The sequence below is a fragment of the Burkholderia sp. HI2761 genome, assembly GCF_002223355.1.
Taxonomy (GTDB): domain Bacteria; phylum Pseudomonadota; class Gammaproteobacteria; order Burkholderiales; family Burkholderiaceae; genus Burkholderia.
On record NZ_NKFN01000007.1, the window covers coordinates 2,148,031 to 2,174,356 of the forward strand.

Sequence of the window (26,326 nt, forward strand, 5' to 3'; positions counted from 1 at the left end):
GACCGCTTCCATCCTGCTTCTTTCATCGTCCATGCCGAAGGTCATCCAATCATGAGCGCCGAGCGTCTGTCCCCGCGCGCGTGGCTGTTGTCCGACGCACCGGCATCGCGCTCGCAGGCCGCGCTCGGCCTCGCGTACCGTCGCTGGCGCCGGTTCGCCACGAATCCGCTCAACCTGTTCGGGCTCGCGATCCTGGTCGCGCTGATCGCGGTCGCGATCGTCGGCCCGCTGATCATGCCGCACGATCCGCTGCGCCAGGTCCTGGCCGACCGGCTGCTGCCGCCGGGCTCGCCGTCACACTGGTTCGGCACCGACCAGCTCGGCCGCGACATCCTTTCGCGGCTGATCGACGGGTCGCGCCTGACGCTCGGCATCGCGCTGCTCGTCGTCGTGATCGTCGTGCCGATCGGCCTGCTGATCGGCACGACCGCCGGCTATTGCGGCGGCTTCGTCGACAGCGTGCTGATGCGCATCACCGACATCGCGCTCGCGTTTCCGAAGATCGTGCTCGCGCTCGCATTCGCGGCCGCGCTCGGCCCCGGCGTGATCAACGCGGTCGTCGCGATCTCGATCACCGCGTGGCCCGCGTATGCGCGGCTCGCGCGTGCGGAGACGATCCGCATCGCACAGGCCGACTACATCCATGCCGCGCGGCTGCAAGGCGCGTCGGGCCCGCGCATCCTGCTGCGTTACATCATGCCGCTGTGCATGTCCTCGGTGATCGTGCGCGCGACGCTCGACATGGCCGGCATCATCCTGACCGTCGCGGGCCTCGGCTTTCTCGGCCTCGGCGCGCAGCCGCCGAGCCCCGAATGGGGTTTCATGGTCGCGTCGGGCCGCAACGTGCTGCTCGACGCATGGTGGGTCGCGACGCTGCCCGGCATCGCGATCCTGCTCGTGAGCCTCGCGTTCAATCTGCTCGGCGACGGGCTGCGCGACGTCTTCGATCCCCGCCATGGAGCATGACATGTCGATGAATTCCACCGCCGCGCCGGCGCCGCTCTGCGAGATCGACGGGCTGAAGATCGGTTTCCGCGGGCACGACGGCAGCGTCACCGACGCCGTGCGCGACCTGTCGCTGACGCTCGCGCCGGGCGAGCGGCTCGGCATCGTCGGCGAATCGGGCTCCGGCAAGTCGCTGACCGGCCGCGCGCTGCTCGGCCTGCTGCCCGACGCCGCGCGCTGGTCGGCGCGCACGATGCGCTTCGCGGGCCACGACCTGTGCGCGATGTCGCCGCGCGAGCGCCGGCGGCTGTGCGGCAGCCAGATGGGCATGATCCTGCAGGACCCGAAATATTCGCTGAACCCGGTGATGACGGTCGCGAAGCAGATGGGCGAAGCGTTCCGGCTGCACGAGCCGGGCCTGCGCGGCCGCGCGCTGCGCGAGCGGATCGTCGAAGCGCTCGAGGCCGTGCAGATCCGCGACCCGGCGCGCGTCGCCGATGCGTATCCGCACGAGCTGTCGGGCGGCATGGGCCAGCGCGTGATGATCGCGATGATGGTGTCGACCGGCCCGCGCCTCTTGATCGCCGACGAGCCGACCTCCGCGCTCGACGTCGCGGTGTCGATGCAGGTGCTCGCGGTGCTCGACGCGATGATCGCGCGGCATGGCACGGGCCTGATGTTCATCAGTCACGACCTGCCGCTCGTGATGTCGTTCTGCGACCGCGTCGCGGTGATGTATGCCGGCCGCGTGGTCGAAACCTGCGCCGCGCGCGACCTGCGCGACGCCTCGCATCCCTATACGCGCGGGCTGCTCGCCGCGAACCCGCCGCTGGCGAACCCGCCGGACGAACTGCCCGTGCTGCGGCGCGACCCGGCATGGCTCGATCCCGCATCGCCGGCCGCCGCACGCGCCGATCGACAGGAGGCCGCACGATGATCGACGTCGATCACGCATCGATCCGTTTCCCGACCCGCACGGGTCACGTCGACGCCGTGCGCGACGCGAGCTTCGCGGTACGCGACGGCGAGGTGTTCGGGCTCGTCGGCGAATCGGGCTCCGGCAAGTCGACGCTGCTGCGTGCGCTGACGGGCCTCGTGCCGCTCGCGGCCGGCAGCCTGTCGATCGACGGCCGCCCGGTGGGCGACACGCCCGATCGCGCGTTCCGCCGCCACGTGCAGATGGTGTTCCAGGATCCGTACGCGTCGCTGCATCCGCGCTTCACCGTCGACCAGACGCTGCGCGAGCCGCTGTCGATCCATGCGATCGGCGACGCCGATGCGCGGATCGCCCGCGCGCTGTCCGAGGTCGGCCTCGGCCCCACGTTCCGCTTCCGCTATCCGCACCAGTTGTCAGGCGGCCAGCGGCAGCGCGTGGCGATCGCGCGTGCGCTGATCGTCGAGCCGCGCGTGCTGCTGCTCGACGAGCCGACGTCCGCGCTCGACGTGTCGGTACAGGCCGAGATCCTGAACCTGTTGCGCCGCCTGCATCGCGAACGCAACCTGACGATGATCCTCGTCAGCCACAACCTCGCGGTGATCGGCTTCCTGTGCCAGCGCGTCGCGGTGATGCAGCATGGGGAGATCGTCGAGCAGCTGCGGATCGAGGACGTGCGGGCCGGGCAGGTCGCACGCGACTACACGCGCACGCTGCTGAATGCGACCGAAGGCTACCGCCGCCTCGATCCGGTGGCCGACGCGCCTGCCACGTGACATCCGCCGGACGCGCACGCATGCGATACTTCGCACGCCGTGCGCCGGCTTGCCGCCGCATGGAACCCTTGTGCACCGCACGGGTCAATTTCCTTTCGTCAACAGCACAGCAATAGGGAGGCGTTCATGCTGCAATTCATCGAAACCCTGGTCGTCGGGCTCATCGTCGGCCTCCTCGCCCGCGCGTTCAAGCCGGGCGACGACAAGATGGGCATCCTGATGACCATCGTGCTCGGCGTCGTCGGCTCGCTGGTCGCCGGCTACGTCGGCCGCGCGGCCGGCTGGTATGCACCGGGCCAGGGTGCGGGCTGGATCGCGTCGATCATCGGTGCGATCATCCTGCTCGTCGTCGTGGGTGCGATCCGCAAGCGCACGGGCTGAATACCGCCCACCGCTCCAGGTCGAAACGGCCGCTCGTCGCACACGAGCGGCCGTTTTGCTTTTCCCGCATCGTCGTTCCCGGGATCGTCGATTCGTTGAGCACTCAACGATTCACCGGCGAATCGTGCGTCCACCGGCGCGCTTCCTTGAAGCTTACGTCATCGGCAATACCCTGACTTGCGGGCGCACAAATTTGAGATAAATTGATTGAAGGAACACGGCGTCGTTTGCTCATCGCCGCTATTTCCGGATTCCCACTCAAGAGGTTCGATGAAGTTGCCGTTTACGCATACAGCACCGCAGCGTTGACGGACTGCCATTCGAGCGGCCTCGCTGCGACGCGCTTCCTCTCTGGAGCCTGTCATGAAGCATCGTCTGTTTGCCGCCTCGCTTGCACTGGCTGCCTCGCTTCTGGCCTCGTCCTCGTCATTTGCTGCCGGCGCGTCCGGCATCATCCACTTCACCGGCATGATCGTCGAGCCGCCGTGCGCATTCGCGCTCGATACGGCCGACGCCGCGCATGCGTACGTGCGCCCCGACTGCCCGCGCCCTGCGAGCGGACAAGTCGCGTTCGTAGACGCGGCCAGCCTGCGCACGATCAGGACCACGACCTTTACGCAGGCCTCGCGCGCAATCGTTTTACCTGGCCGCCCGGGCAACGCGCGCGCGCCGATGATCGCCGTCGTGACCTACCAGTAGAAGCCGCTGCGGAACCGTCGCGCGTCAATCGCGATGGCGCGCGATCCAGTCGCTGAACGCGCGAATCTTCTGCTGGCTGCCGAGGTTCTCGGGGTAGACGAAGAAGTAGCGTGCGCCCGTTTCGAGCACGACGTCGAACGGCCGTTCGAGCCGGCGCGCGCTGACGTCGTCGTCGACGAGCGTCACGTCGCCGATCGCGACGCCGAAGCCCTGCATCGCCGCGTTCGTCGCGAGATCGAGCGTGTCGAACGTCGGCCCGCGCGCGGGATCGACGCCGCGCTCGCCCGCATGGTCGAGCCATGCGCGCCAGTCGCGGTGGTCGCGCGTCGGATGCAGCAGCGTATGGCGCGCGAGATCGCCGACCGCGCCGAGCGGCGACGCCTGCCGCAACTCGGGCGCGCAAACGGGTGTCAGCCGCTCGTCGAACAGCGGCAGCGCGACGACGCCCGGGCCCGGCGACGTCCCGTAGACGATTGCCGCATCGAACGGCTCGCTCGAAAAATCGACGACGTGCTGCCACGCGGTCGTGATCTGCACGTGGAGATCGGGATGTTCGCCCTGAAAGCGCATGATGCGCGGCAGCATCCAACGAATCACGCAGGTCGGCACCTTCAGCGCGAGATCGGTGCGCTGCCGCGTGAGCTTCATCGAGATGTCCTCGATCCGCGCGAAGCTCTCCTCTACCACCGGCAACAACTGTTCGCCCTCCGCCGTCAGCGTGAGGCCCTTCGCATGCCGTTTGAACAGCGGAAAACCGTAATGCGCCTCGAGCGTCTGGATCTGCCGGCTCACCGCGCCTTGCGTAATGCACAGCTGCTCGGCCGCGCGCGTGAAGCTGCGGTGGCGAGCCACCGTCGAGAAGATCTGCAGCGCGTGCAGGGGCGGAAGTCGGCGCATGGCGAACGGGAAACAGGAAACGGCGCGGAAGGGCCGCGCGCCGACGCCGGCGCGCGCTGACCGACACGATAAGCCAAACGCCGGCTTTGCGCGAGACGCTGGATGCTCAGGCCGTCGCGGTCAGCGCGCCCGCCGCGATGCGCGCCGCCGCCGTGACGACATCCGCGCGCGCCGCGGCAGCGGCGTCCGGCTGCGTGAACGACACGGCCATCACGATCGGCGCGCGCGACGGCGGCCACAGCACCGCGATATCCGTCGTCGTACCGAAACCGCCGGTGCCGGCCTTGTCGGCCACGCGCCAGCCGGGCGGCACGCCCGCCGCGATGCCGGTCGCCCCGCGTGCGCCGCCCACCATCCATTCCGTCAGTTGCGCGCGTTGCGGCTCGTGCAGCACCTCGCCGAGCAGCAGGCGCTGCAGCGTGTCGACCATCGCGACCGGCGTCGACGTGTCGCGCTCGTCGCCGGGCGCGGCCTTGTTCAGTTCGGGTTCCCAGTGATCGAGGCGGAAGGTGGTGTCGCCGCTCTCGCGCGCGAACGCCGTGACGGCCTGCGGGCCGCCGAGCACGCCCATCAGCAGGTTGCCCGCGCCCTTGTCGCCCGACTGCAGCATCGCCGTGCACAGCTGCGCGATCGTCATGCCGGTATCGACGTGGCTTTCCGTAATCGGCGAGCCGGACACGATTTCATAGCGGCGGTACAGGATGCGGCGCGGCAGCAGCGATGCGTCGAGCGAGCCGCGCGCGAGCATCGCGGCGGCCGCCATGACCGCATACGTGCCGCACTGGGGAAAGCGCTCGCGCGCATGGTGCGCGATACGCACGCCGTTCGACGTATCGAGCGCGGCGACGCCGAGCCGCCCGTTCGAGGCTTTTTCGAGCGCGGCGAGTTCGGCTTGTGCGGTATGGGCGCGCCCCTGGTCGGCGACCGGCGCGGAGGTGCACGCGGCAACGAACGGCGCCGCAACGGCGGCGAGCAACAGCGAGCGGCGTGTCGGAGAATGTTCCATGAATGAGATCTGTTCTGTCGGAAACGGTGGCTCGAAGCAACGCGGCCGCGCATCGGCGACGCGCGACCGTTCACGCCGACGGCCGGCCCGCGACGGCCTTCGCCGCGCATCCCCGAAAGACGCCCGTCGGCCCCGCGCGAAGGCGGGATTCGCATGAACACCTAGCGTAGCAGCGACCGCCGTCGCGTTCCAGCGAAACGGCCGCGCTTCATCCTTGCGACGAAGGCAGATACGGCATCGGATTCACCGGCTTGCCGTCGCGTCGCACCTCGAACAGCAGCGCGACGCGCGAATTGTCGAGGTCGCCCATCTCGGCGATCGCATCGCCCTGATGCACGATGTCGCCGGTCTTCACGAGCAACTTGCGGTTGTGCGCATAGGCAGTCAGGAAATCCGCGTTGTGCTGGACGATGATCAGGCTGCCGTAATCGTTCAGGCCGGTGCCCGCGTACATCACGCGGCCGTCGGCCGCGGCGCGAACCGTGTCGCCCGGTCGGCCGGCGATCTGGATGCCGCGGTTCTGCCCGGGCCGGAACCCGTCGACGATCTTGCCGGTTGCCGGCCACTTGAGCGCGACGCCGCCCGCATGTCGCCTGGTTTCCTTGACGACCTGACGATCGCTCGCGGTCGATGCGGCGGCTTGCGAACTGGCCTGCGCGGTTGCCTGATTACTTCCCGCGCCATTGCTCGCGACGGCCTGCGTGCCCGTCGTGCCCGCCGGCGGCAGCGGCTGCTGCTTGACGATGCGCAGCACCTGCCCCATGCGCAGCCGGCCGTTGGCGGTCAGCTTGTTCCAGGTGCGCAAGTCGGCCACGCTGCAATCGTTCGCGGATGCGATGCCCGTCAGCGTGTCGCCGCGTTTCACGACGTACTTCTGCGCGACGAGGATCGGGGCGGGCGGCATCGTGGCGGCCGACGGTGCGGCAGGCGGGCTCGAATCGGAAGGCTGCCCCGCCAGCGTGTCGCTCGGCGGAACGGACTGCGTACTTGCACAACCGGCCATGACGAGCACGGCGGCCAAGCCCGATAGCCACGCCGCCTTGCGGTGAATCTCGCGCGTTTTCATGGACGATCCGACTCCGGTTTGACAATCTTTCAAGCATCTCAAAAACGGAACGGCCGACGTGTAACCGGATGCAAACAATGATGACAAACGATCACGGACCGGATGCCGGCCGGCATTCGCTACCGGTAATACGGTCCGATCCCGAAAAACTTGATGGTCTTTTCGCAGAAAACGGAAGAATTTTCGTCGTAAAAAACTATGGTCGCGATGTTTCAATAGGTTCGAGACGCAACATTCACCGCAACCATGCGACGAATTCGGCACCGGCCCATGCGATGCCGATGCACAGGAACAGCAGATGCAACGCGATCTTGAACGACACGCTCCAGGACGAATCGATCTGCATGACAGGCTCCCCGATTGATGTGCGTCCATCATCGGCCACCGATCGCACCCCGAAAATGCGGAAGCGGCGAACCGGGTCTCAGGCTCGCCCTGAGACCGGCGCGCCGGTTCCTGCTAACTTATCGGCCATCCTCACCCATCGCTTCGCCCAACATGCGCTTCGACCTGACCGACCTGCGGCTCTTCCTGAACATCTGCGAAGCCGGCACGATCACGAGCGGCGCCGAACGGACGCACATCACGCTGCAGGCGGCAAGCGAGCGCATTCGCGGGATGGAGGACGAACTCGGCGTGCCGCTGCTGCACCGGACCAAGTCGGGCGCGCAGGCGACCGATGCGGGGCGCGCGCTCGAACACCACGCCCGCACCGTGCTGCAGCAGATCGATCACATGCGCGGCGAACTGCAGCAATACGGCCAGGGGCTGCGCGGCCATATCCGGCTGCTGTGCAACACCGCGTCGCTGAGCGAATACCTGCCGGACGCACTGGCCGATTACCTGCCCCGCCACCCCAAGCTGTCGATCAGCGTCGAGGAACGCTCGAGCCAGGAGATCGTGCATGCGATCCGCAACAAGACGGCCGAGGTCGGCATCGTCGCCGATTCGGTCGGGCTCGGCGGCCTCGAACAGAAGCCGTTCCGCGAAGACTGGCTGATCGTCGTCGTGCCGGCCGCGCACCCGCTCGCGTCGCGCGACAAGGTCGCGTTCGACGACATCGCCGGCGAAGACTTCATCGGCCTCACCGACGGCAGCGCGCTGCAAGTGCATCTCGCCGACCAGGCGCGCGCGCTCGGTAAACGGATCCGCTATCGCGTGCAGTTGAAGAGCTTCGACGCGATCTGCCGCGTGATCGCGAGCGGCGTGGGCATCGGCATCGTGTCGCGGCATGCGGCCGAGCGCGCGATGCAGACGATGGACGTGCGGCTCGTCGAACTGTCCGATCCGTGGGGCCATCGGAAACTGACGCTCTGCGCGCGGTCGTTCGACGCGCTGCCGAAGTACACGCGCGAGTTCGTCGCGTTTTTGTCGGGCAACGCACCGCCGCGGTAACGCGTCGCCCTCGACTCGGAGACATGGCCATGACCGATACCGATCTCGCAACCCGCTATCGCGCGTATATCGACTGCCTGAACCGGCAGGACTGGTCGGCGCTCGGCGAGTACGTGTCCGACGACGTGATCCACAACGACCGGCCGCTCGGCCTCGCCGGTTACCGCGCGATGCTGGAACAGGACTTCCGCGACATTCCCGATCTCCGTTTCGAGATCCGGCTGCTCGCGTGCGAGCCGCCGCACGTCGCGTGCCGCCTGCGCTTCGCGTGTTCGCCGAAAGCGACGTTCATGGGGCTCGCCGTCGACGGCCGCAAGGTCACGTTCGCCGAGAACGTGTTCTACGAGTTTCACGAAGGCAAGATCCGCCAGGTGTGGTCGGTGATCGACAAGGCGGCGATCGAGAAGCAGCTTTAACCGTCGTCGAAGCGGAGGGCGGCGCCTGCGGCGGCCGGTGGCCGTGGCGGCTCGATGCACTTCAATTCGTATGGATAACGTTTTCTCTCATAGCTCATCGAGAACCCGTTTCTTTTCCATGCCCCCGCACGCCGCTTCAAAGCCGATCGCCGTCACGCGACGAACACTCGATCGACAAAGAAAAATCCCGGCGATTTTCGTGTAATTCCGATTTCCTTCCCGCCCCCTCCGCTTCCGCCATTCGGGTTTCTACCGTCGCATCCGATGTGAAAGTTCATTGACATCATGCGGATCGATGCCTAAATTTGGAAAACGTTTTCCATCAATTGAGCGCGACGTCGATCATGGCCCGCGCAGGGGGAACGCTTGCCCGCTCGATTTGTGATTCAGGCCGTCCGTCTTCAGGGATCAGGGTTGCGAGGCGGAAGCCGGGTACGGGCATCGAGCGCGGCATCGATCACACGTGCCCGTCCTTCACCACTATTCGAAACTGGAGACACCATGCATCCGCGCAGCAGATTCGCGCTCGGCGCCGCTGTCGGCGTCCTTTCCGTCGTGCTCGTCAGCGCGTGCGGCGGCAACGACGTGACCGACACGCCGCCGTCGCCCCCTCCGTCCACCCCGCCCGCGCTCGCATCGAACTCGCTGCAGGCGCTCGTCTATGGCGCGCCCGACACCAGCGTGCCGGCCGGCACGAACATTTCCCTCACGATGATGGGCCAGATGCGCGCGCTGTTCGACCTGATCCGGAAATCGCCCGACTTCACGCAGGTCGTGATGGATCTCGGCGACGGCACGCCCGTCCACGTGCTCGACACGAATACCGGCGACAAATTCCTGCCCGGCAAGCTCGCGCTCGGCCTGTCGTACATCCTGATCGACATGAAGTCGAAGAACGATCCGCAATACGCGAGCTACCTCGCGACGTACCAGACGATCACGACCGCGATGATGGCGCAGTCGGGCAGCAACTACGCGTACGCGAACACGTCGTGGGGCGAGTACTACTACCTCGTCGCGCTGAACAACCTGAAGGCGCACGGGATGCTCAACGAAGTCTTCAGCGACGCGATGCTCGCGACGCTGCAGCAGCGGCTCACGTTCTGCGACATGTTCGGCCCCGATGCGAGCGGCAAGACCAATACGTGCCCGGCCGCCGGCACGCCGATCGACATCGCGTCGCTCAACACCGCGCAGAACTACTATGCGGTGTCCTACGGAATCGCCGGGCTGCGCCAGAAGCTCGGCTGGAGCAGCCCGTCGTTCGCGTCGAAGACCGATCCGGCGGTCGCGACGATGGACGCGCGCGATGCACTGCTGTACACGCTGACGAACCACATCCGCAACGACTCGTCGGGCGGATTCTCCGACGAAGCGTCGAACACGCACACGACCTACTACGACCAGGCGCGCTTCGACCGCTACAGCACGCTGCTGATCGGCGAGGTGGTCGAGCGCACGTTCGAGATGGGCAACGAAGCGAATCTCACGCCGGAGCTGAAGGGCTATCTGCGCAAGTCGGTCGACCTGATCCTGCCGCAGTTGAACACCGACGGCCAGGGCTTCAACTACGGCCGCTCGATCGGCCCGTACGGCGATTCCGCGTTCATGGAGGTACTGACCGCCGCGGCCAATGCCGGCGTGCTGACCGATCGCGAGAAACAGGTTGCGTATGCATTCATCTACCAGGCCGCACGTCGCTTCGACACGTACTGGTACGACCCGTCGCTGCCGACGCCGTCGGTCAACATGTGGGTCAAGGGTCGCGGCACCGACACGTATCGCGGCAAGCCGCGCGTGATGGGCGAGAACTTCAGCCTGCTGCACCAGTACCTGTACGTGAACGCGTGGTGGAACAAGCTCGGCTTCGGCGGCCAGGCGCCGATGGCCGATGCGGACTACCGCGCGTGGCTCGACGCGCTGCCGCGCTACACGCTCACCTGGTACAACCAGCCGGGCGACGCCGCGCATCCGTACAGCGCCGCGCTGCTCACCGTGCGCGACGGCCGGCGCGTGATCAACCTGAACCTCAGCCAGGCGCCCGACTACAACTCGTACACGCCGTATTACCCGGTGCCGTTCTCCGACAAGCTGATCTACGGCACGACCGACCTCGGCTATGCGCTACTGCTCCCGCAGGTGACGTACAACACGAAGACCTACGTTCCCGTCACGTACTACCGGAACCTGAACGTGCAGCAAAGCAACGGCCAGGTGATCGTGTCGTTCGATACGACGAAGTTCCGCCTCGCGTCGAAGAACGCCGCTTACACGACGGATCTCGACCTGCAGGTGCACACGGTGCTGACGTTCGCGCACGGCAAGGTCTCGCGCAGCGATACGCTGAGTTCGGGCACGCTCGCGGGCAACCTCGCGGTCGAAACGGACTTCACGTCGTTCGCGGATTTCGCGTCGACGCAAGCCAATGGGGACGGCATGTCGGTGACGTACGCGAACAGCGCCGCGACCGGCTATGCGGCATCCGGGTTCGACAACTGCGCACTGTCCGCCTTCGACACGGCAAACGGCACGACGAATCCGCTGTCGACAACGCCGATCGGGCAGTTGCATTCGAACTTCGCCTGCACGACGAAGCCGTTCGCGCTCGGCGCGGGCGCAACCCGCACGCTCGGGTGGACGCTGAGGTACGCCGATCCGGCGTAAGCGATGTAAGCGCGACCCGTGACCGATCCCGAAGCCGGCTGCCGAAACCGGCTTCGGGATCATTCGGCGGCCGGGCGCGCGCTCACCACCATCCCGACCCCGCCATATACGCGCCGAGCGCAATCAGCCCGACGAAGAAGCAGCGCTTGAACATCTTCTCGCTCATCACGCGCCGCGCATATTGCCCGCCGGCCATCCCCGCCAGCGCGGGCACGAGCGCGAGCGCAGACACGCCGAGATCGACCGTCTGCAGGGCGCCCGTCACACGCAACTGCAGGCCGAGCACGATCGTCGACGCGGTGAACGACAGCCCGAGCGCCTGGATCAGATCGTCCTTCGACAGCCGCAGCGCCTGCAGGTACGGCACGGCCGGTACGACGAACACGCCGGTCGCGGCCGTCACGACACCCGTCAGGTAGCCGACCACGGCCGACAGCCATTTTTCATGGCGCCCCGGTGCGGGCAGTCGCGCGGCCGCCAGCCCCCACAGCCCGTAAAACACCAGCACCACGCCGAGCGCCGCGTGCGTCCACGTGCTGCCGGCCGCGAGCGCCGGCAGCCCGCCCGTCAGCGTGCCGACCGTCAGGCCCGCGAGCAGCGGCCACAGCCGGCGCAGCAGCGCGCCGAACGACGGGCCGAGCCCCAACTGCCACACGTTGGTGATGAACGACGGCACGAGCAGCAGGCTCGCCGCGGCCGACGGCGGCATCGCGAGCGTCAGCAGCCCCATCGCGATCGTCGGCAGCCCGAGCCCGATCATGCCCTTGACCGCGCCGGCCAGCAGGAAAACCAGCACGATGATCGTCAGCGTATGAATTTGCATGGCAGACATTCCGTTCGGTGAGCACGGCGCCGATGGTGCCTGCCTGCCATGCCGCCCGCCATCTGGTTTTGCCTGAGGCTGGCTCGGGCCGGTCGGACGGGGCGTTCAGGCCCGTCGATCCGGCCCCGTGAATCACCCCCGGCTCTGCTCGCTGTCGAGGTGCGCCATCTGAGCGGCCGGATAGCGCTCACCGGCAGCCGCCCCGGCGGGCACCGCCGCTTCGATGCGGGCGAGATCATCGACCGTTAGTTGCAATTCAGTCGCCGGCAAACCGTCCTGCAGTTGTGTGCGCTTGCGCGCGCCGATCAGCGGCACGATGTCGGCACCGCGCGACAGCGCCCAGGCAATGGCGACCTGCGCCGGATTACTGCCCTTCTCGTCGGCGATCGCGCGCAACGCGTCGACGAGCGCGAGGTTGTGCGCGAGGTTCTCGCCCTGGAAGCGCGGGCTCGCCGCGCGGAAATCGCGCTCGCCCCGCCGCGCCGCAGTCCAGCGCCCGCCCAGCAGCCCCCGCGACAGCACGCCATAGGCCGTCACGCCAATGCCCAGCTCGCGGCATACGGGCAGAATCTCGGCCTCGATCCCGCGCGAGAGCAACGAGTATTCGATCTGCAGATCGGCGATCGGCGCGACGGCGGCCGCGCGGCGGATCGTGTCCGCGCCGGCTTCCGACAGGCCGATATGCCGCACGTACCCGGCCTTCACGAGATCGGCGATCGCGCCCACCGTCTCCTCGATCGGCACCGCCGGATCGACGCGTGCCGGGCGGTAGATGTCGAGGTAGTCGGTGCCGAGCCGCTTCAGCGAATACGCGACGAAGTTCCGGATCGCCGCGGGCCGCGCGTCGTAGCCGGCAAACCCGCCGGCCGGATCGCGCAGCGCGCCGAATTTCACGCTGATCCGCACCTGGTCGCGCGCACGGCCGCGCAGCGCGTCGCGGATCAGCATCTCGTTGTCGCCCATGCCGTAGAAGTCGCCGGTATCGAGCATCGTGATCCCGTGGTCGAGCGCCGCGTGCAGCGTCGCGATGCTTTCGTCGCGGTCGGCCGGCCCGTAGAAATCCGACATCCCCATGCAGCCGAGCGCGATCGCCGATACCTGCGGGCCCGTGCGGCCCAGTTGACGCATGTCCATGTCCGTTTCCTTCGAATGGTGAGTGGATGAAACGGATTCTGAGCGCACGGCGCCGCGCGATAAACGGGAAACGCTCCACCAAACCATTCGACGCTGATTAACAATGGAGCCTGTTCCCGTTCCCGCCGAGGCTTTCGCCCACATGGACCACCTGCAAGCCATGCGCATCTTCGCGCGCGTCGCCCATCTCGGCAGCTTCACGAAAGCGGCCGAGCAGCTCCAGCTGCCGCGCCCGACGGTCAGCAACGCCGTTCAGTATCTGGAAAAGCACCTGAAGATCCGCCTGCTGCAACGCACGACGCGGCGCGTCGCGCTGACCGCCGAGGGCGCGACCTACTACGAGCGCTGCGTGCGGTTGCTGGCCGATCTCGACGACGCGGAAACGCTGTTCGAGGATGCCGGCGCGTCGCCGCGCGGCATGATCCGCGTCGACCTGCCCGAACGTTTCGCGCTGAACCGGGTGATTCCGGCGCTGCCGGATTTTCACGCGCGCTACCCCGATCTGCGCGTCGTGATCAGCACGACCGACCGCTTCGTCGATCTCGTCGCGGACGGCATCGACTGCGCGGTGCGGGTCGGCGTGCTGTCCGACACGTCGCTCGTCGCGCGGCGCGTCGGCGAGATGGCCCAGATCAACTGCGCGTCGCCCGCCTATCTCGCGCGCCACGGCACGCCGCGCTCGCCGGACGAGCTGCCGGACCACGTCGCGGTCGGCTATTTCTCGAGCCGTACGGGCCGCGAGCTGGACTGGGAATATGCGGACATGGATTCGGGCGAGGTGCACACGGTGAAGATGCACAGCGTCGTGTCGGTCAACAGTTCGCAGGCGTATCTCGCGTGCTGCCTCGCGGGCCTCGGGCTGATCCAGGCGCCGCGCGACGGGCTCGCGCCGCTGCTCGCCGACGGTTCGCTGGTCGAGGTGCTGCCGGAATGGAATGCCGGGCCGCTGCCGGTGTCGGTGGTGTTTCCGCACGGCCGGCATCTCGCGCCGCGCGTGCGGATCTTCGTCGACTGGCTCGCGGAAACGCTCGGCGGCCGGGCGGACTGACGGCGGCCGTGCCGGGGCCTTTCGTCCTGGCGCCGGCGCCGGCGCGCGTTCAGAACTTGTGGCGGATCGCGGCGCGCACCGCGAACTGGTTCGACGATGCCGACGGGCCGTCCGTCCCGACGACATAGCCGCCGTCGGCTGCCGTGCCCGTCTTGTCGCCGCCCACCTTCTGCCACGCGCCCTGCAGGTAGACGTCGGTGCGCTTCGACAGGCTGTAGTCGGCCATCAGGCCGACCGTGTGGTACTTCGGCTTGAACGAGCCGGCCGCGGCATCGTACTTGCCGTCCGTGTATACGTACTGCGCGCCGAGGTAGAAATCGGACGTGAGCTGGTACTTGCCGTTGATCTCGAAGTTCTGGAACTTCGTCGCGGTCAGCCCGAGGCCGGCGAACGTCGACGCCGGCAGGTAGACCGTCGACACGGGATTCTTCACGTCGGTCTTCGTATAGACGATGCCGACCGTGGCCGGGCCGAACGTGTAGTTGACGCCGCCGCCGAAGATGCGCAGCCGATCGGCGACGAAGTTCGCGTCGTCGGCCGCGATCGCGCCCGCGCTGCCGACGCCCGGGTTGTTCGCCTGCAGGTATGCGGCCGCGACCTGCAGCCCGGCCAGCGAATACTGCGCGCCGATGCTGTACTGGCGGTTGTTCGAGAAGCCCGTGCCGTTGCTGAAGCTGTACGTGCCGCCGAACGTCAGGCCGTTCCAGTCGGGGCTCGCGTACTTGACCGTGTTGTTGACGCGGAACGAGTTGTCCGTGTTGTCGTTGTCGAACGGGTGCGAGAACAGCGTGCCGCCCCAGTTGCCGTTCGCGGTCAGCGGCGCGAGATAGTCGACGACGGAATCGTACTGGCGGCCGAGCGTCAGCGTGCCGAAGCGCGACTCGGAAAGCCCGACGAACGCCTGACGGCCGAACATGCGGCCACCCTGGCCGAGCCGGCCGTTGTTCACGTCGAAGCCGTTTTCCAGTGTGAAGATCGCCTTCAGCCCGCCGCCGAGATCCTCGCTGCCCTTCAGGCCCCACCGGCTACCCTGCGCGTAACCGCTCGCGAGCTGGTAATTCGTCTTTCCGACCCCATTGACGTTGACGTTGTTCGTGTAATTGAAGCCTTCGTCGATCACGCCGTACAGCGTCACGCTGTTCTCGGCGAAGGCCGGCGCGGCGAACGCAGCGAACGCGGCGGCAAAAATGACGTGCTTCTTCATGACGGTTCTCCGGAGCCGAGGGCCGGGCGGGCCGAACGCCCGGCAAATGTTTGATCTGTTCTGTGTATGGATGGCCCGCAGGGCGGACGACGCGGTGTGCGGCCGCGTGAGGACAAAATGGTGTCACGACGCAAACCGTCCGTCCATCGGGTGCTGATCGTCGCGCGCAAAGCGTTGCGCTCGTCCAACTGCCCGGTTGCGCGGACCGCCTGAGCGGGCTTATCGGCAGCGGCCGGCCGGCCCGCCATCCGCGTAAACCCGGTAGGCGTCGCATCGGTGGCACAATGCGCATCCGTTCGCCATTTCTTCACGAAGTCATGCTTCACCCCGATTCATGCGCGGCGCGTGCCGGCCGTGCCCGCGGCCCGCGCCGGAAGGCGCGCCGATGACCGCGGCCGGCCGGGCCGGCCGCTACGCCGAGCTCGATTTCTTCCGCGGCCTCGTGCTGCTCGTCATCGTCGTCGACCACATCGGCGGCAGCATCCTGTCGCGCGTCACGCTGCACGCGTACGCGCTGTGCGACGCGGCCGAGGTATTCGTGTTCCTCGGCGGCTTCGCGACCGCCATTGCGTACAACTCGCTCGCCGAGCGGCACGACGAGGCCGCCGCGCGCCAGCGTTTCATCCGGCGTGCGTTCGAGATCTACCGCGCGTTCCTCGTGACGGCCGGCCTGATGCTGCTGATCACCGCCGCGCTGAACGCGTTCGCGATCGACGGCCCGAACATGCCGACCAACGATCTCGACGGGCTGCTGCACAAGCCGCTCGCCGCGCTGCGCGACATCCTGCTGTTCCGCCGCCAGCCGTACCTTGCATCGGTGCTGCCGATGTACGCGTTCTTCGCGCTGCTCGTCCCGCTCGCGCTGCCGCTCGCGCGCACGCAGCCGTGGCTGATGCTCGCGTTCAGCGGCTCGCTATGGTACGCGGCGCCGCACGTCGCGCACTTTTTGCCGACCGTCGAAGGCGCGCCGTGGGATTTCAATCCGTTCGCGTGGCAGTTCCTGTTCGTGCTCGGCGTGATCGCGCGCTGCCAGCCCGTCTACCAGACGCTCGCGCCCCGGCCGCAGGGGTGGCTGCTGACGGCCGCGTCGCTCGCGGTCGTCGCGGCCGGCGCGTACTACCGGCTGCGCATCGAGCCGTTCCCCACCGATCCGTCGATCAAGCAGAACCTCGGCGCGCTGCGGCTCGTGAACTTCCTCGCGATCGCGTGGCTCGCCGCCAAGCTCGTGCACCTCGGCTGGATGAAGAAGGTCGCGCACGCCATGCCATGGATCGGCACGATCGGCCGGCAGGGGCTGCTGTGCTTCGTTGCGGGCACCGGCATCTCGCTCGCGGTCGATTCGCTGCTCTACCAGGCGACCGAAGGCTATCTCGACGTGCCGCTGGGCCTGACCGCCGACGCCGTCGCGATCGGGCTGCTGTATCTCGTCGCCAAACTCTACGGGCCGCTCGTCGCGCGGCTGCCGTTCCGTTCGCGGCAATGACGCGCCGCGCCGTCATGCGCCGCTGCTACGATAGCCGGCGCCTCTCCTGAAACGATTCGCCATGCGCCGACTCGCCCTTCCGTTCGCCCTCGCCCTGATCGCCGGCTCCGTCGCCACCGCCCATGCCACGCCGCCGGCAGCGCCTGCTCCCGCGGTATCGCCCGCGCCGCCGGCCGTCCAGACCGCGACGACGCCGTCGGCCGCGCAGGAGCCATCCGTCAATCCGGGCAGCAGCGTCGTGCTGCGCACGTTCCGGTCGGCATCGCTGAAGCGCGACTGGTCGTACACGGTCTACCTGCCGCCCGGCTACAACCCGGAAGGCGCCCGCTACCCGGTGATGTACCTGCTGCACGGCAATGCGGGCAACGCGAACGACTGGGTCACGCAAGGCCGGCTGCAGGCCACCGCCGACACGCTGATCGAGCGCCACGACATCCCGCCCGTCGTGATCGTGATGCCGCAGGGCGGCACCGACTGGTACGTCGATCGCAAGGAGAAGATGCAGAGCGCGTTCCTCAACGACCTGCTGCCCGAGGTCGAAGCGCACTTCGCGGTGTCGAACCAGCGCGCGGGCCGTGCGATCGGCGGCGTGTCGATGGGCGGCTTCGGCGCACTGCGCTTCTCGCTGCTCGAGCCGGGCCTGTTCTGCGGCGCGATGCTGCTGAGCCCCGCGATCTATGCGAACGAGCCGCCGCTCAATTCCGCCGCGCGCTACGTCGGCGTGTTCGGCGACCGGCAGTTCGATTCGCGCGTGTGGCACGAGCTGAACTACCCGGCGCTGCTGCGCGGCTATTTCGCGCGCAACTGGCGCGTGCCGATGTTCATTGCAGCCGGCGACGACGACCTGACGATCCAGGCGGAATCGAGCGTGCTGTACACGCATCTTCGCCGTGCGCAGAACCCGGCCGAGCTGCGCATCGTCGACGGCGGGCATACGTGGGACGTCTGGCGCGGGTTGCTCGGGCAGGGGTTGAAGTATGCGCTGGAGTGCGTGAAGTAGCGGTCGATCTGATCGGGCTCGCGATTGCGCCCCTCTCCCGGAGGGAACTAGCCTTTCGGCAGGGACGCACGGAGCCGGCGGACTGACTTCACGCCGCGAAGCATGCGCGATGCCCGGCCGCCCCGGTCCAGTCCGGTCGATTCAAAGCCACGTGCCGCCCTGCCGTTCGCTGGGCTCCTCGGCAAGCGCGTCGAAATCGTGAATCCAGTCCAGGTGATGCAGCACGCTGTCGCGCCCGGCAAGACGCGCGTTGCGCGCCTGTGCGGCCGGCCCGTCGGGCAGGTGCAGCACGTCGGCCGCCGAGATCGACGCGTATTGCACCTTGCGCGTCCGGCCGCGACGCAGGCGCTCGTATGCTTCCTGCGCTTCGCGCCAGTTGCCCGGCCCGGCCTTCGCCAACTGCGCGGCCAATACCACCGCATCCTCGATCGACTGATTCGCGCCCTGCCCGTGGTGCGGCACCAGCGCGTGCGCGGCGTCGCCGATCAAGGTCACGCGCCCGCGGCTCCAGCGGCCGAGCGGCGGACGATGGAACAGCCCCCAGCGCTGGCTGATCGGCACGGCGGTGATCATCTGCACCACCGCCGGATGCCAGTCCCGGAACACGCGCAATTGCTCGCCCTCTTCCGACGGCATGACCCAGTCGCGCGACGGCCACGGTGAAGGATGCCGCTCGACCAGCAGGAAATTCTGGTCGCCGCCGTCGCCGATCGGATAGTGCAGCAGATGCCCGTGCGGCCCGATCCAGAACTGAATCGTGTCGGGGTCGGGCAGCAGGTTCATGCGCGCGGCCGGCACCACGCCGCGAAAGCCCGAGCAGCCCGAATACAGCGCATCGTCGTAGCCGAGCATCCAGCGTCGCGTGATCGAACGCGCGCCGTCCGCTCCGATCACGAGATCCGCGTCGACCTGCGTGCCGTTATCGAACGACAGCGTCACACGATCGGCGTGTTGCGCGAGGTCGACCAGACGATGACCGAGATGAATGCAGTCGGCGCCGACCGCCGTCGACAGCACGGCCTGCAGATCCGCGCGATGCACGCCCCAGTACGCGCCGCCGAATTGCCGGCGATAGTCGGGTTCGCCGCGATGATGGCCGATCACCGCGCCGCTGCGCCCGTCGCGATAGACGAGGCCCGGGATGTCCGCACATACCGCGTCGAAGGCCGCGCGCAAGCCCATGCGTTCGTAGAAGCGCGTCGCATTGGCCGACAGCGCGACGGCCGCGCCGACTTCGCGCAACGCGGTGGTCTGCTCGTAGAGCTGCGCGTCGATGCCGTGCTCGCGCAATGCGAGCGCGAGGGTCAGGCCGCCGATGCCGGCGCCGACGATCGCAATCGTCAGGTTCGTCTGCATGATGAAGGTGTCTCCGATATTCGTGGATGAGATGCGCGGCTTGCGCGGCGATCATGTCGAATGCATGCGCCGTATCGGTATTTTCAGGAGTGGACTTTTATCCCGCAATAAAATGAAATGAATCTGCTTCATCACCGAATGCAATGAACCGGGCCACGCGAAACCGATGGAACTGAGCGATATCGACCTCAACCTGCTGCTGCTTTTCCAGCGGCTGATGCAGGAACGGCGCGTGTCGAGCGTCGCCGAGCAGATGAACATGAGCCAGCCGGGCGTCAGCAATGCGCTCGCCAAGCTGCGCCGCCGGCTCGGCGATCCGCTGTTCGTGCGCGGGCCCGGCGGCGTGGTGCCGACGCCGTTCGCGCTGCGTCTCGCCGAACCCGTGTCGCAAGCGCTCGCGACGCTGCACGCCGCGCTCAATCCCGAGAGGGGCTTCGATCCGCGGCTCGCCACGCGCACGCTGACCATCGGCATGACCGATATCGGCGAAGTCGTCTTCCTGCCCGCGCTGCTCGAACATCTGTCGGATGCGGCGCCGGGCATCGCGCTCAACACCGTCCGCAACACGAGCATCAACCTCGGCGACGAAATGGCCGACGGCCGCGTCGATCTCGCGATCGGCCTGCTGCCGCAACTGAAGGGCGGTTTCTATCAGCGCCGGCTGTTCGATCAACGCTATGTGTGCCTGTTCCGACGCGGGCACCCGCTCGAGGGGGCGCCGCTGACGGTCGACGCATGGCGCGACGCCGAACATCTGGTCGTGGTGTCGGCCGGCACCGGACACGGGCAAGTGGACGAATGGCTGGCGCGGCGCCGCGTGAAGCGCCAGGTGCGGCTGACGGTGCCGCATTTCATGAGCGTGGGCTACATCCTGCAGCGCACCGACCTGATCGCGACGGTGCCCGAGCATCTCGCGCTACAGCTCGCCGCGCCGTTCTCGCTCGGCTGGCGTGCGCTGCCCGTCACGCTGCCCGGTGCACCGATCCACATGCTTTGGCATGCGCGGGTCAATCAGGACGAAGGGAACCGGTGGCTGCGCAATGTCGTGGTCGAGTTGTTCGCGGAAACCGGCGCGCGAACGCGAAAGGCCGCACCCGCGCGGCGGAAATGATCACGGCAATCGTCCGTCACGGAGACCGAGTCAATGAATCCCAGACGCGTGCATGCGCTCTATCTCAAACATCGTCCCGACGTGGATCTGGTCAAATGCGAATGGATCCATCTGCTGTCGACTGGCAGCGTCGATCGCGACATTCTCTGGAAGATGCTGTCGACGATCGGTTCCGCGGACGTCGTGATCCACGTTCGTCGCAAGATCGGCGATTTTCTGCCGATCGAACCCGCCATCGCCTTTATCGGCCAGCACATCGGCAAAGGGCAAATGTTCGTTTCCGATCGCGCATTCACGAACTTCGTCATCGTCGCGCACAACGGCGTGGCGGCGACCTGGCCACAATGCCTGACGCGAAGCCGGATCGATTTGCTGCCGGGCGCGCCAAACGACACGGCGGTATAGTCGACCGATCGCGAGAGCGTGTCGCGCGGTCAATCGCGCTTCGCGGCTCCGCATCAAGGCTGGCCGTGCGTTTCGACTACATTGCCGGAGTGGCGACGGCATCGACCGTCGGCCACCTCCCCGTCACTCAACCTGCAGGGAATCAAGCCATGTCCGTCTCGAAGAAATTCGCCGCCGTCACGGGCGCCGGCTCCGGCATCGGTCGCGCCGCGGCCATCGCGCTCGCGCAGGCCGGTTTCACCGTCGCGCTGCTCGGGCGCACGGAGGCATCGTTATGCGCAACGCAGGACACAATCCGCGCCGCCGGCGGCGATGCGCAGGTGTTTCCCGCCGACGTCACCGACGAAGCCTCGGTCGACCAAGCATTCGCGCGGATCGCGCAGCAGTTCGGCCGGATCGATGTCCTGTTCAACAATGCCGGCCGCAATGCCCCGGTCGTTTCCCTCGACGAATACGAACTCGACGTGTGGAACAGCGTCGTCGCAACGAACCTGACCGGCGTCTTTCTGTGTGCGCGGGCCGCGTGGCGGCTGATGAAGACGCAGACGCCGCAGGGCGGCCGGATCATCAACAACGGCTCGATCTCGGCGCACGCCCCGCGCCCCGATACGATCGCTTACACGGCCACCAAGCACGCGGTAACCGGGATCACGAAGTCGCTGGCGCTCGACGGCCGCCGGTACAACATCGCGTGCGGCCAGATCGACATCGGCAATGCCGCGACGTCGCTCACGGAACGGATGACGCAAGGCGTCCCGCAAGCGGACGGCAGCCTGGCGCCCGAGGCGCGGATGGACGTCACGCATGTCGCGAATGCGATCGTCCAGATGGCGAATCTGCCGCTCGATACGAACATCCTCAACATGACGATCATGGCGACTGCGATGCCGTTCGTCGGGCGCGGATAAACACGAGCGGCGGCCCGCTCCGGGAGACGTCGCCCGCGACAGCCGGCCGCCTCCCGGAGGTCAACGCGCCCCGTCGTTCAGGTCAATGCCGGCGTGCGCTGTCGGGCTTCGCGCTGGTCGATGCCCAGCCGCGCCGCCAGCCAGTCGCAGATGAACGCCTGTCCGAGCCTCGGATCGTCGGCCTGACAGTGTGCGGCGCCCGTTTCGTCCGGATCGGACAGCCGGCGTGTCGCGTCGACGCCATGCGCCTTCGCCCGGTCGTACGTGTCGGTCGCCGGGTGGCGATCCCGTCATGCTCCATCAGCTTGCCTTGGTTTTCTTGCCAGTGGACGGGGGCTTGCATATGACGAACCGACGGCGATCCTTGCCCCTGATCCAGAGCGGCGCATTGCCGCGCCCGCTCCATTCCTTTCCGCTCTCCGGGTCGCGATACCGCGCCGGCAGCTCTTTCACGACATACGAGCCTCGGCGGCCGTTGCGGCCGACCAGGTCGCGATGCTTGATCGCATAGGTGTCCATCAGCGAGTGAACCTTCGCGATCGCATCGATGCGTTCGCGCGCGCGTGCGCGCTCGATTTCCTCGTCCAGTTCGTCCAGCTCGGCAACGAGCTGCGCATAGGTCTTGCTCGCGTTCATCTTCTGCTTCCTGCCCCGCATTTGCATGAAAATCAATATGATTCGCATGACTAATAGATTGACTTGCAACGCCCCGCCATGGCGATACTCACTTGATCGGCATGCGACGCACCTCTGCGCGCCGGATCACAGGACGCGCGCAGTTGGCGAATCTGCGAAGCGAAGCACCGCGCCGCGGCAAATACCCCGATGCTGCAAACAGGCAGACGCGTCCTGCCGAAACGATCGTCCGCCCGAGGCAAGCCCCACTGCGAACATCCCGGCACACAATCGGGCCCTGCATTTCATATATCAAGTGATATATGAAATGAGATCGTAATGGTATCCATCTCAAATATCAACTGATATCCTTCCCGCCATGAACATGGCGCCCCTCCCCCCCCGGCTGAGCCGCGAAGAAAGTCGATTGCAGACCCGTGCACATTTGCTTGCCGCGGCGAAGCGGCTGTTTGTCGACCGGGGTTTCGGCGCCACGTCGCTCAGGGATATCGCGGCCGAGGCCGGCTACACGCAGGGCGCGTTCTATTCGAATTTCGCCAGCAAGGAGGCGTTGTTCGTCGAGCTGATGCAGGAGCGCTCGAAGACGCAAGTGGCCGACATCGCCCGGGCGCTGAGCGACCCGTCCGCGTCCGGGGAAGACATATTGAATGCGCTGGAAGTCTGGTCGAAGACGGTCGATGCCGAACCCGAATGGTCGGTGCTGGGTGTCGAGTTCAAGCTTCAGGGGCGCCGCAATCCCGCTTTTGCAACGGCGTCGCAGGCGTTGCTGGACACCCACCGTGACGGCCTGGCCTATTGCATCGAACAGATTTTCGCGAGGCTGAAGAAAGTGCCGCCCGAATCGCCGACCGTCCTGGCCGTGTCGTTCATGGGGCTCTCGCAAGGCTTGTCACTGCAGCAGTCGGTTTTGTCCGAGGTGCCGATCGGGCACATGATCATGGTGTTCCTGCGCAGCATGCTGGCCGCGGCGACGCCCGTGCGTTGACCTGCGAGGTTGCGGGCAACGACGGGATGACGGGCTCCGCGACGGAGCCGGATCGCGAGTCGTCCAGTTCGCACCCCGCTGACGTGAGTCTATCGCGCTCCGTCAGGCATCCGCATCCGGAATCCGCGACGACTGAATCACCACCAGCGTATCGCCCGCCTCGATCCGGCACGGCGGATCCTCGTAAAACGACTGGATCTTCCCGCAGCGGTCGAGCCCGACCACGATCGCGCCCGGCACGACATTGGTCATGCAGCCGATCTCGTGCGGCAGCGCCTCGCGCTCGATCAGCGTCGCGCGACCGCGCGTCGACAGCATGTCGTTCACGAACGGCACGATGTAGCGGCTATGGACCGCATCCGCCAGCAACAGCGCGCCGATCTTCGTCGACGACACGATCACGTCCGCGCCGGCCTGCCGCAGTTGCCGCTGGTACAGATTCTCCTGGATCCGCACGACGATCTTCGTATCGGGCGCGATGCTGCGCACCGACAGCGTCAGCAGGATCGCGGTGGGATCGTCGGTCACCGAAATGATCACGGCCTTCGCCGCGCGCACCTGCGCCTGCTGCAGCAGATCCTCATGCGCCGGATCGCCGAGCAATCCCGTCACGCCGAGCGACGTCGCCGCCTCGAGGGCCTGCTGTTGCGAATCGATCACGATGATCGTGGCCGGATCGACGCCGCTCTCCAGCAACTCGCGCACCGCGATCGACCCCGACAGGCCGTAACCGCACACGACGATGTGATCGGACAGTTGCTTCTGCAGGCGTTTCATGCGGAATTCCTCGACGACGCGCTGGATCACGAACTGATACGCCGTGCCCAGGAAAATGAACCAGATGCCGATGCGGATCGGCACGATGAAGAATGCATCGAGCAGGCGCGCCCGCGCCGTGACGGGCACGATATCGCCGTAGCCGACCGTCGCGACCGTGACCATCGTGAAGTACACGAGATCGGCCACGGTCATCGGCGTGCTCTTGGTCGAATCGCGCAGGCCGTCGCGATCGAGATACAGCACGACGAACGCAAGCGTGCACAACAGCACGACCGCGCCGAGACGGAACAGCAGCGTGCGCTGCGGCGACGTCGCGGGGCGCGTGAACAGCGTGCGTGCGCGCGGCGCCTGCCACGGATTGCGGGCGCGACGCAGACGCAAGCGCAACGAGCGGCGCTGATCGGATGGCGTTGCCAACGGGAAGTCTCCTGAAGGATGCGGGCTCGATTCTACGACGGGAACGCGTGCGCCCGGCCGGTCACAGCATGCTGCGCGGCCGCACCATCGTCCCGTCGACGAAACGCTGCGCGCGAAACGCCGACAGGTCGAGCGACGGCGCTCCCGTGTCGACCCATTCGGCGAGCAGCCGGCCGACGATCGGCCCCATCGCGAAACCGTGCCCGCAGAACCCCGTCGCGATCGCGAGCCCCGCCGGCGTGCCGGGCGCATCGATCACCGGAATGCCGTCGGGCAACACGTCGATCAGGCCGGCCCATGCCTCGACGATCTGCGCATCCTTCAGCGCGGGAAAGATCGCCTTGAGCTTCGCGAGCGCGCGCGGCGCATGCGCGCGATTCGGCTGGGGCTGCGGATCGCGCGGCTCGATCGGCCCGGTCGCGCCGTTGATGCGTGCGAGCACGTCGCGCCATGCGGACGCATTGAGGTGCAGCCGGAACTTGTCGCGCTGCGACCAGAATTCCGGCCAGAAGAGGCTCAATCCGCGCAGATGGCCGAGCGTCATATCGACGTCGACCTGCATGTCGTCGGCGAGATTGATCGCGCCGTTCTTGCGCTGCCGAATGCCGAGACCATGGCCCCACACCGTCGCAGCGGACACCGGCGGGACCACGTTGGTGCGCATGCAGGTACCGCGCACGGCCTGCTGCGGCAGCCGGATGCCGACGCCGTCGAGCAGCCGGAAACTGGTCGCGCCGGCCGCGCAGATCACGCGACGCGTGCGGATCGTGCCGCGTTCGGTCACGACGCCGACGACCGCGCCGCCGGCCGTCTCGATCGCGGTCACACCGCATCCTTCGAAGAAACGCGCGCCGGCCTCGGTCGCGCGCGCCGCGAATGCGGCGGCCACGCGACGCGGCTCGGCCTGCCCGTCGGTTGCCGTATACAGGCCGCCGAGGGTACGCGCGTGCGCCGACAGCCCGCTCACGCGCTCGTCGATCTGTGCGCGCGTCAGCGTGCGCGTGTCGAGCCCGTGCTCGCGCGCGACAGCGAGCCACCCCTGGAACGAGGCCCAGTCGTCTTCGTTGTCCGCCATGTAGAGGCAGCCGCCCTGCCGCCATTCGAGATCGAAGCCGAGCGCCTGCTCCAGGCCTTCCCAGATTCGCATGCCGGCCATCATCAGCGGCACTTCGGCCGATTCGCGCCCCTGCTGTCGCACGAAGCCCCACGCGCGCGTCGATTGCTGGCCGGCGATGCGCGACTTGTCGAGCACGACGGCTTTCAGGCCGCGCAGGCCGAGGTAGTAAGCGGCCGCGCAGCCCATGATGCCGGCGCCGGCGACGACGACGTCGGCGTCAAGCGGAAACGCCGTATCGGCGTGGCTCAATGCGTCGTGCAGCGGATAGGTGGTGGTCATTGTTTTTTGTCGGGTATCGATGCATGACCGGCAAAGCTTATCGCGGCAACGTCGTCACATGAAGCGATAAATTTCAGAAGACCGTCATTCGGCCATCCCTTCGGGGTCCGTCATCGCATCGACGCCGACCGCGGTGGCGCGGCCTGACGATGCCACGGCGCCGCGGCCGCATGTTGTACCGACGGTTGCCGTCGCTTGCGCGTCGATACCGGCAGCGGTGGAATTGTCGGCCGATGCCGGCTCGCCGACACCCAACGCGGTCGCGGAAATGCCATTCGACAATGCAAGCTCGCCGAGCGTAACGCGAACTGCTGCGCCGACGGGAGCGATGCCCGACACGATGCCCCCTCGCCCATCCGGATTTTTATCGATCAGGACTGCAAATGTAATGACGGACGATGCCCGATCGATGCCGGAGCCGTTCGCGCTGGGTCAGCTTCGGCGGCTGTCGTCCGTCGAGC

General features: G+C 67.1%; 25 protein-coding genes. 15 read left to right on the top strand and 10 right to left on the bottom strand.

Annotated features, from left to right (window positions below; genetic code table 11):
* Nucleotides 1-51: 51 nt before the first annotated feature.
* From nikC to CFB46_RS27345, 5 genes are all read left to right on the top strand, one after another.
* On the top strand, nucleotides 52-966 hold the full coding sequence (nikC, locus tag CFB46_RS27325) for a nickel transporter permease (RefSeq protein ID WP_089501904.1): 915 nt from the start codon (nucleotides 52-54) through the stop codon (nucleotides 964-966).
* A 1-nt stretch (nucleotide 967) separates the two neighbouring features.
* Nucleotides 968-1,882 carry an ABC transporter ATP-binding protein gene (locus CFB46_RS27330; RefSeq protein WP_089501905.1) on the top strand — a complete coding sequence of 305 codons (915 nt, stop codon included), beginning with the start codon at nucleotides 968-970 and terminating at the stop codon, nucleotides 1,880-1,882.
* Nucleotides 1,879-2,655 (top strand): ABC transporter ATP-binding protein, encoded by a 777-nt coding sequence (locus CFB46_RS27335; RefSeq protein ID WP_027780877.1) that lies wholly within the window; start codon nucleotides 1,879-1,881, stop codon nucleotides 2,653-2,655. The genes CFB46_RS27330 and CFB46_RS27335 overlap by 4 nt, the downstream gene beginning before the upstream one ends.
* A 126-nt stretch (nucleotides 2,656-2,781) precedes the next feature.
* Entirely contained in the window at nucleotides 2,782-3,036 is a 255-nt protein-coding gene (locus CFB46_RS27340; protein WP_027780878.1) for a GlsB/YeaQ/YmgE family stress response membrane protein, read from the top strand.
* A 363-nt stretch (nucleotides 3,037-3,399) separates the two neighbouring features.
* A complete protein-coding gene (locus CFB46_RS27345) occupies nucleotides 3,400-3,735 on the top strand; it encodes a hypothetical protein (RefSeq protein WP_027780879.1) in 336 nt (111 codons plus the stop codon).
* A gap of 24 nt (nucleotides 3,736-3,759) precedes the next feature.
* Here CFB46_RS27345 and CFB46_RS27350 read toward each other — a convergent pair whose 3' ends face one another.
* The 3 genes from CFB46_RS27350 to CFB46_RS27360 form a co-directional block, all read right to left on the bottom strand.
* Nucleotides 3,760-4,632, bottom strand: a complete 873-nt coding sequence (locus CFB46_RS27350) for a LysR substrate-binding domain-containing protein (RefSeq protein WP_027780880.1) — start codon at nucleotides 4,630-4,632, stop codon at nucleotides 3,760-3,762.
* A 106-nt stretch (nucleotides 4,633-4,738) separates the two neighbouring features.
* Nucleotides 4,739-5,638, bottom strand: a complete 900-nt coding sequence (gene bla, locus CFB46_RS27355; protein ID WP_089501906.1) for a class A beta-lactamase — start codon at nucleotides 5,636-5,638, stop codon at nucleotides 4,739-4,741.
* 208 nt (nucleotides 5,639-5,846) lie between these two features.
* Nucleotides 5,847-6,704: a peptidoglycan DD-metalloendopeptidase family protein gene (locus tag CFB46_RS27360; RefSeq protein ID WP_089501907.1), complete on the bottom strand. Its 858-nt coding sequence runs from the start codon at nucleotides 6,702-6,704 to the stop codon at nucleotides 5,847-5,849.
* 498 nt (nucleotides 6,705-7,202) lie between these two features.
* Between CFB46_RS27360 and CFB46_RS27365 the strand changes: the two genes are divergently transcribed.
* The 3 genes from CFB46_RS27365 (at nucleotide 7,203) to CFB46_RS27375 (ending at nucleotide 11,179) form a co-directional block, all read left to right on the top strand.
* Nucleotides 7,203-8,099, top strand: a complete 897-nt coding sequence (locus tag CFB46_RS27365; RefSeq protein WP_089501908.1) for a LysR substrate-binding domain-containing protein — start codon at nucleotides 7,203-7,205, stop codon at nucleotides 8,097-8,099.
* A 29-nt stretch (nucleotides 8,100-8,128) separates the two neighbouring features.
* On the top strand, nucleotides 8,129-8,515 hold the full coding sequence (locus tag CFB46_RS27370; protein WP_089502379.1) for an ester cyclase: 387 nt from the start codon (nucleotides 8,129-8,131) through the stop codon (nucleotides 8,513-8,515).
* 501 nt (nucleotides 8,516-9,016) lie between these two features.
* On the top strand, nucleotides 9,017-11,179 hold the full coding sequence (locus tag CFB46_RS27375; RefSeq protein ID WP_089501909.1) for a hypothetical protein: 2,163 nt from the start codon (nucleotides 9,017-9,019) through the stop codon (nucleotides 11,177-11,179).
* An 82-nt stretch (nucleotides 11,180-11,261) separates the two neighbouring features.
* On the opposite strand, the gene CFB46_RS27380 is transcribed toward CFB46_RS27375, so the two are convergent.
* Complete coding sequence (locus CFB46_RS27380; protein WP_179235123.1) at nucleotides 11,262-12,002, bottom strand: sulfite exporter TauE/SafE family protein; 741 nt, start codon at nucleotides 12,000-12,002, stop codon at nucleotides 11,262-11,264.
* 132 nt (nucleotides 12,003-12,134) lie between these two features.
* Nucleotides 12,135-13,136, bottom strand: a complete 1,002-nt coding sequence (locus CFB46_RS27385; RefSeq protein WP_089501911.1) for an aldo/keto reductase — start codon at nucleotides 13,134-13,136, stop codon at nucleotides 12,135-12,137.
* Between the two features lie 142 nt (nucleotides 13,137-13,278).
* On the opposite strand from CFB46_RS27385, the gene CFB46_RS27390 reads away from it, so the two are divergent.
* A complete protein-coding gene (locus CFB46_RS27390; protein WP_089501912.1) occupies nucleotides 13,279-14,184 on the top strand; it encodes a LysR family transcriptional regulator in 906 nt (301 codons plus the stop codon).
* Between the two features lie 49 nt (nucleotides 14,185-14,233).
* Here the strand turns inward: CFB46_RS27390 and CFB46_RS27395 are convergent, their stop codons facing one another.
* On the bottom strand, nucleotides 14,234-15,388 hold the full coding sequence (locus CFB46_RS27395) for a porin (protein WP_089501913.1): 1,155 nt from the start codon (nucleotides 15,386-15,388) through the stop codon (nucleotides 14,234-14,236).
* A 385-nt stretch (nucleotides 15,389-15,773) separates the two neighbouring features.
* Between CFB46_RS27395 and CFB46_RS27400 the strand changes: the two genes are divergently transcribed.
* Nucleotides 15,774-16,871 carry an OpgC domain-containing protein gene (locus CFB46_RS27400; protein ID WP_089502380.1) on the top strand — a complete coding sequence of 366 codons (1,098 nt, stop codon included), beginning with the start codon at nucleotides 15,774-15,776 and terminating at the stop codon, nucleotides 16,869-16,871.
* A gap of 61 nt (nucleotides 16,872-16,932) precedes the next feature.
* Complete coding sequence (locus CFB46_RS27405) at nucleotides 16,933-17,871, top strand: alpha/beta hydrolase (protein ID WP_027780891.1); 939 nt, start codon at nucleotides 16,933-16,935, stop codon at nucleotides 17,869-17,871.
* Nucleotides 17,872-18,012: 141 nt separating this feature from the next.
* On the opposite strand, the gene CFB46_RS27410 is transcribed toward CFB46_RS27405, so the two are convergent.
* A complete protein-coding gene (locus tag CFB46_RS27410) occupies nucleotides 18,013-19,227 on the bottom strand; it encodes an FAD-dependent oxidoreductase (protein WP_089501914.1) in 1,215 nt (404 codons plus the stop codon).
* Between the two features lie 166 nt (nucleotides 19,228-19,393).
* On the opposite strand from CFB46_RS27410, the gene CFB46_RS27415 reads away from it, so the two are divergent.
* The 3 genes from CFB46_RS27415 (at nucleotide 19,394) to CFB46_RS27425 (ending at nucleotide 21,651) form a co-directional block, all read left to right on the top strand.
* Nucleotides 19,394-20,338, top strand: coding sequence for a LysR family transcriptional regulator (locus CFB46_RS27415; RefSeq protein WP_089501915.1), 945 nt, complete (start codon nucleotides 19,394-19,396; stop codon nucleotides 20,336-20,338).
* 48 nt (nucleotides 20,339-20,386) lie between these two features.
* Entirely contained in the window at nucleotides 20,387-20,743 is a 357-nt protein-coding gene (locus tag CFB46_RS27420) for a hypothetical protein (RefSeq protein WP_143751674.1), read from the top strand.
* A 149-nt stretch (nucleotides 20,744-20,892) separates the two neighbouring features.
* The gene (locus CFB46_RS27425; protein ID WP_089501917.1) at nucleotides 20,893-21,651 is read left to right on the top strand and encodes an SDR family oxidoreductase; all 759 of its coding nucleotides are present in this window, start codon (nucleotides 20,893-20,895) and stop codon (nucleotides 21,649-21,651) included.
* 300 nt (nucleotides 21,652-21,951) lie between these two features.
* On the opposite strand, the gene CFB46_RS27430 is transcribed toward CFB46_RS27425, so the two are convergent.
* Nucleotides 21,952-22,356 carry an H-NS histone family protein gene (locus CFB46_RS27430; protein WP_306427321.1) on the bottom strand — a complete coding sequence of 135 codons (405 nt, stop codon included), beginning with the start codon at nucleotides 22,354-22,356 and terminating at the stop codon, nucleotides 21,952-21,954.
* A 337-nt stretch (nucleotides 22,357-22,693) separates the two neighbouring features.
* Between CFB46_RS27430 and CFB46_RS27435 the strand changes: the two genes are divergently transcribed.
* Entirely contained in the window at nucleotides 22,694-23,272 is a 579-nt protein-coding gene (locus CFB46_RS27435; RefSeq protein WP_227789521.1) for a TetR/AcrR family transcriptional regulator, read from the top strand.
* Between the two features lie 102 nt (nucleotides 23,273-23,374).
* Here CFB46_RS27435 and CFB46_RS27440 read toward each other — a convergent pair whose 3' ends face one another.
* Entirely contained in the window at nucleotides 23,375-24,469 is a 1,095-nt protein-coding gene (locus CFB46_RS27440; protein WP_027780897.1) for a potassium channel family protein, read from the bottom strand.
* Between the two features lie 61 nt (nucleotides 24,470-24,530).
* Nucleotides 24,531-25,865, bottom strand: a complete 1,335-nt coding sequence (locus tag CFB46_RS27445; RefSeq protein WP_089501919.1) for an NAD(P)/FAD-dependent oxidoreductase — start codon at nucleotides 25,863-25,865, stop codon at nucleotides 24,531-24,533.
* Nucleotides 25,866-26,326 lie beyond the last annotated feature (461 nt).

Excerpts from the sequence above, each read along its gene's own strand:
- nikC (WP_089501904.1), top strand. The coding sequence starts at position 52 with ATGAGCGCCGAGCGTCTGTCCCCGCGCGCGTGGCTGTTGTCCGACGCA.
- CFB46_RS27330 (WP_089501905.1), top strand. The coding sequence starts at position 968 with ATGTCGATGAATTCCACCGCCGCGCCGGCGCCGCTCTGCGAGATCGAC.
- CFB46_RS27335 (WP_027780877.1), top strand. The coding sequence starts at position 1,879 with ATGATCGACGTCGATCACGCATCGATCCGTTTCCCGACCCGCACGGGT.
- CFB46_RS27340 (WP_027780878.1), top strand. The coding sequence starts at position 2,782 with ATGCTGCAATTCATCGAAACCCTGGTCGTCGGGCTCATCGTCGGCCTC.
- CFB46_RS27345 (WP_027780879.1), top strand. The coding sequence starts at position 3,400 with ATGAAGCATCGTCTGTTTGCCGCCTCGCTTGCACTGGCTGCCTCGCTT.
- CFB46_RS27350 (WP_027780880.1), bottom strand. The coding sequence starts at position 4,632 with ATGCGCCGACTTCCGCCCCTGCACGCGCTGCAGATCTTCTCGACGGTG.
- bla (WP_089501906.1), bottom strand. The coding sequence starts at position 5,638 with ATGGAACATTCTCCGACACGCCGCTCGCTGTTGCTCGCCGCCGTTGCG.
- CFB46_RS27360 (WP_089501907.1), bottom strand. The coding sequence starts at position 6,704 with ATGAAAACGCGCGAGATTCACCGCAAGGCGGCGTGGCTATCGGGCTTG.
- CFB46_RS27365 (WP_089501908.1), top strand. The coding sequence starts at position 7,203 with ATGCGCTTCGACCTGACCGACCTGCGGCTCTTCCTGAACATCTGCGAA.
- CFB46_RS27370 (WP_089502379.1), top strand. The coding sequence starts at position 8,129 with ATGACCGATACCGATCTCGCAACCCGCTATCGCGCGTATATCGACTGC.
- CFB46_RS27375 (WP_089501909.1), top strand. The coding sequence starts at position 9,017 with ATGCATCCGCGCAGCAGATTCGCGCTCGGCGCCGCTGTCGGCGTCCTT.
- CFB46_RS27380 (WP_179235123.1), bottom strand. The coding sequence starts at position 12,002 with ATGCAAATTCATACGCTGACGATCATCGTGCTGGTTTTCCTGCTGGCC.
- CFB46_RS27385 (WP_089501911.1), bottom strand. The coding sequence starts at position 13,136 with ATGGACATGCGTCAACTGGGCCGCACGGGCCCGCAGGTATCGGCGATC.
- CFB46_RS27390 (WP_089501912.1), top strand. The coding sequence starts at position 13,279 with ATGGACCACCTGCAAGCCATGCGCATCTTCGCGCGCGTCGCCCATCTC.
- CFB46_RS27395 (WP_089501913.1), bottom strand. The coding sequence starts at position 15,388 with ATGAAGAAGCACGTCATTTTTGCCGCCGCGTTCGCTGCGTTCGCCGCG.
- CFB46_RS27400 (WP_089502380.1), top strand. The coding sequence starts at position 15,774 with ATGACCGCGGCCGGCCGGGCCGGCCGCTACGCCGAGCTCGATTTCTTC.
- CFB46_RS27405 (WP_027780891.1), top strand. The coding sequence starts at position 16,933 with ATGCGCCGACTCGCCCTTCCGTTCGCCCTCGCCCTGATCGCCGGCTCC.
- CFB46_RS27410 (WP_089501914.1), bottom strand. The coding sequence starts at position 19,227 with ATGCAGACGAACCTGACGATTGCGATCGTCGGCGCCGGCATCGGCGGC.
- CFB46_RS27415 (WP_089501915.1), top strand. The coding sequence starts at position 19,394 with ATGGAACTGAGCGATATCGACCTCAACCTGCTGCTGCTTTTCCAGCGG.
- CFB46_RS27425 (WP_089501917.1), top strand. The coding sequence starts at position 20,893 with ATGTCCGTCTCGAAGAAATTCGCCGCCGTCACGGGCGCCGGCTCCGGC.
- CFB46_RS27445 (WP_089501919.1), bottom strand. The coding sequence starts at position 25,865 with ATGACCACCACCTATCCGCTGCACGACGCATTGAGCCACGCCGATACG.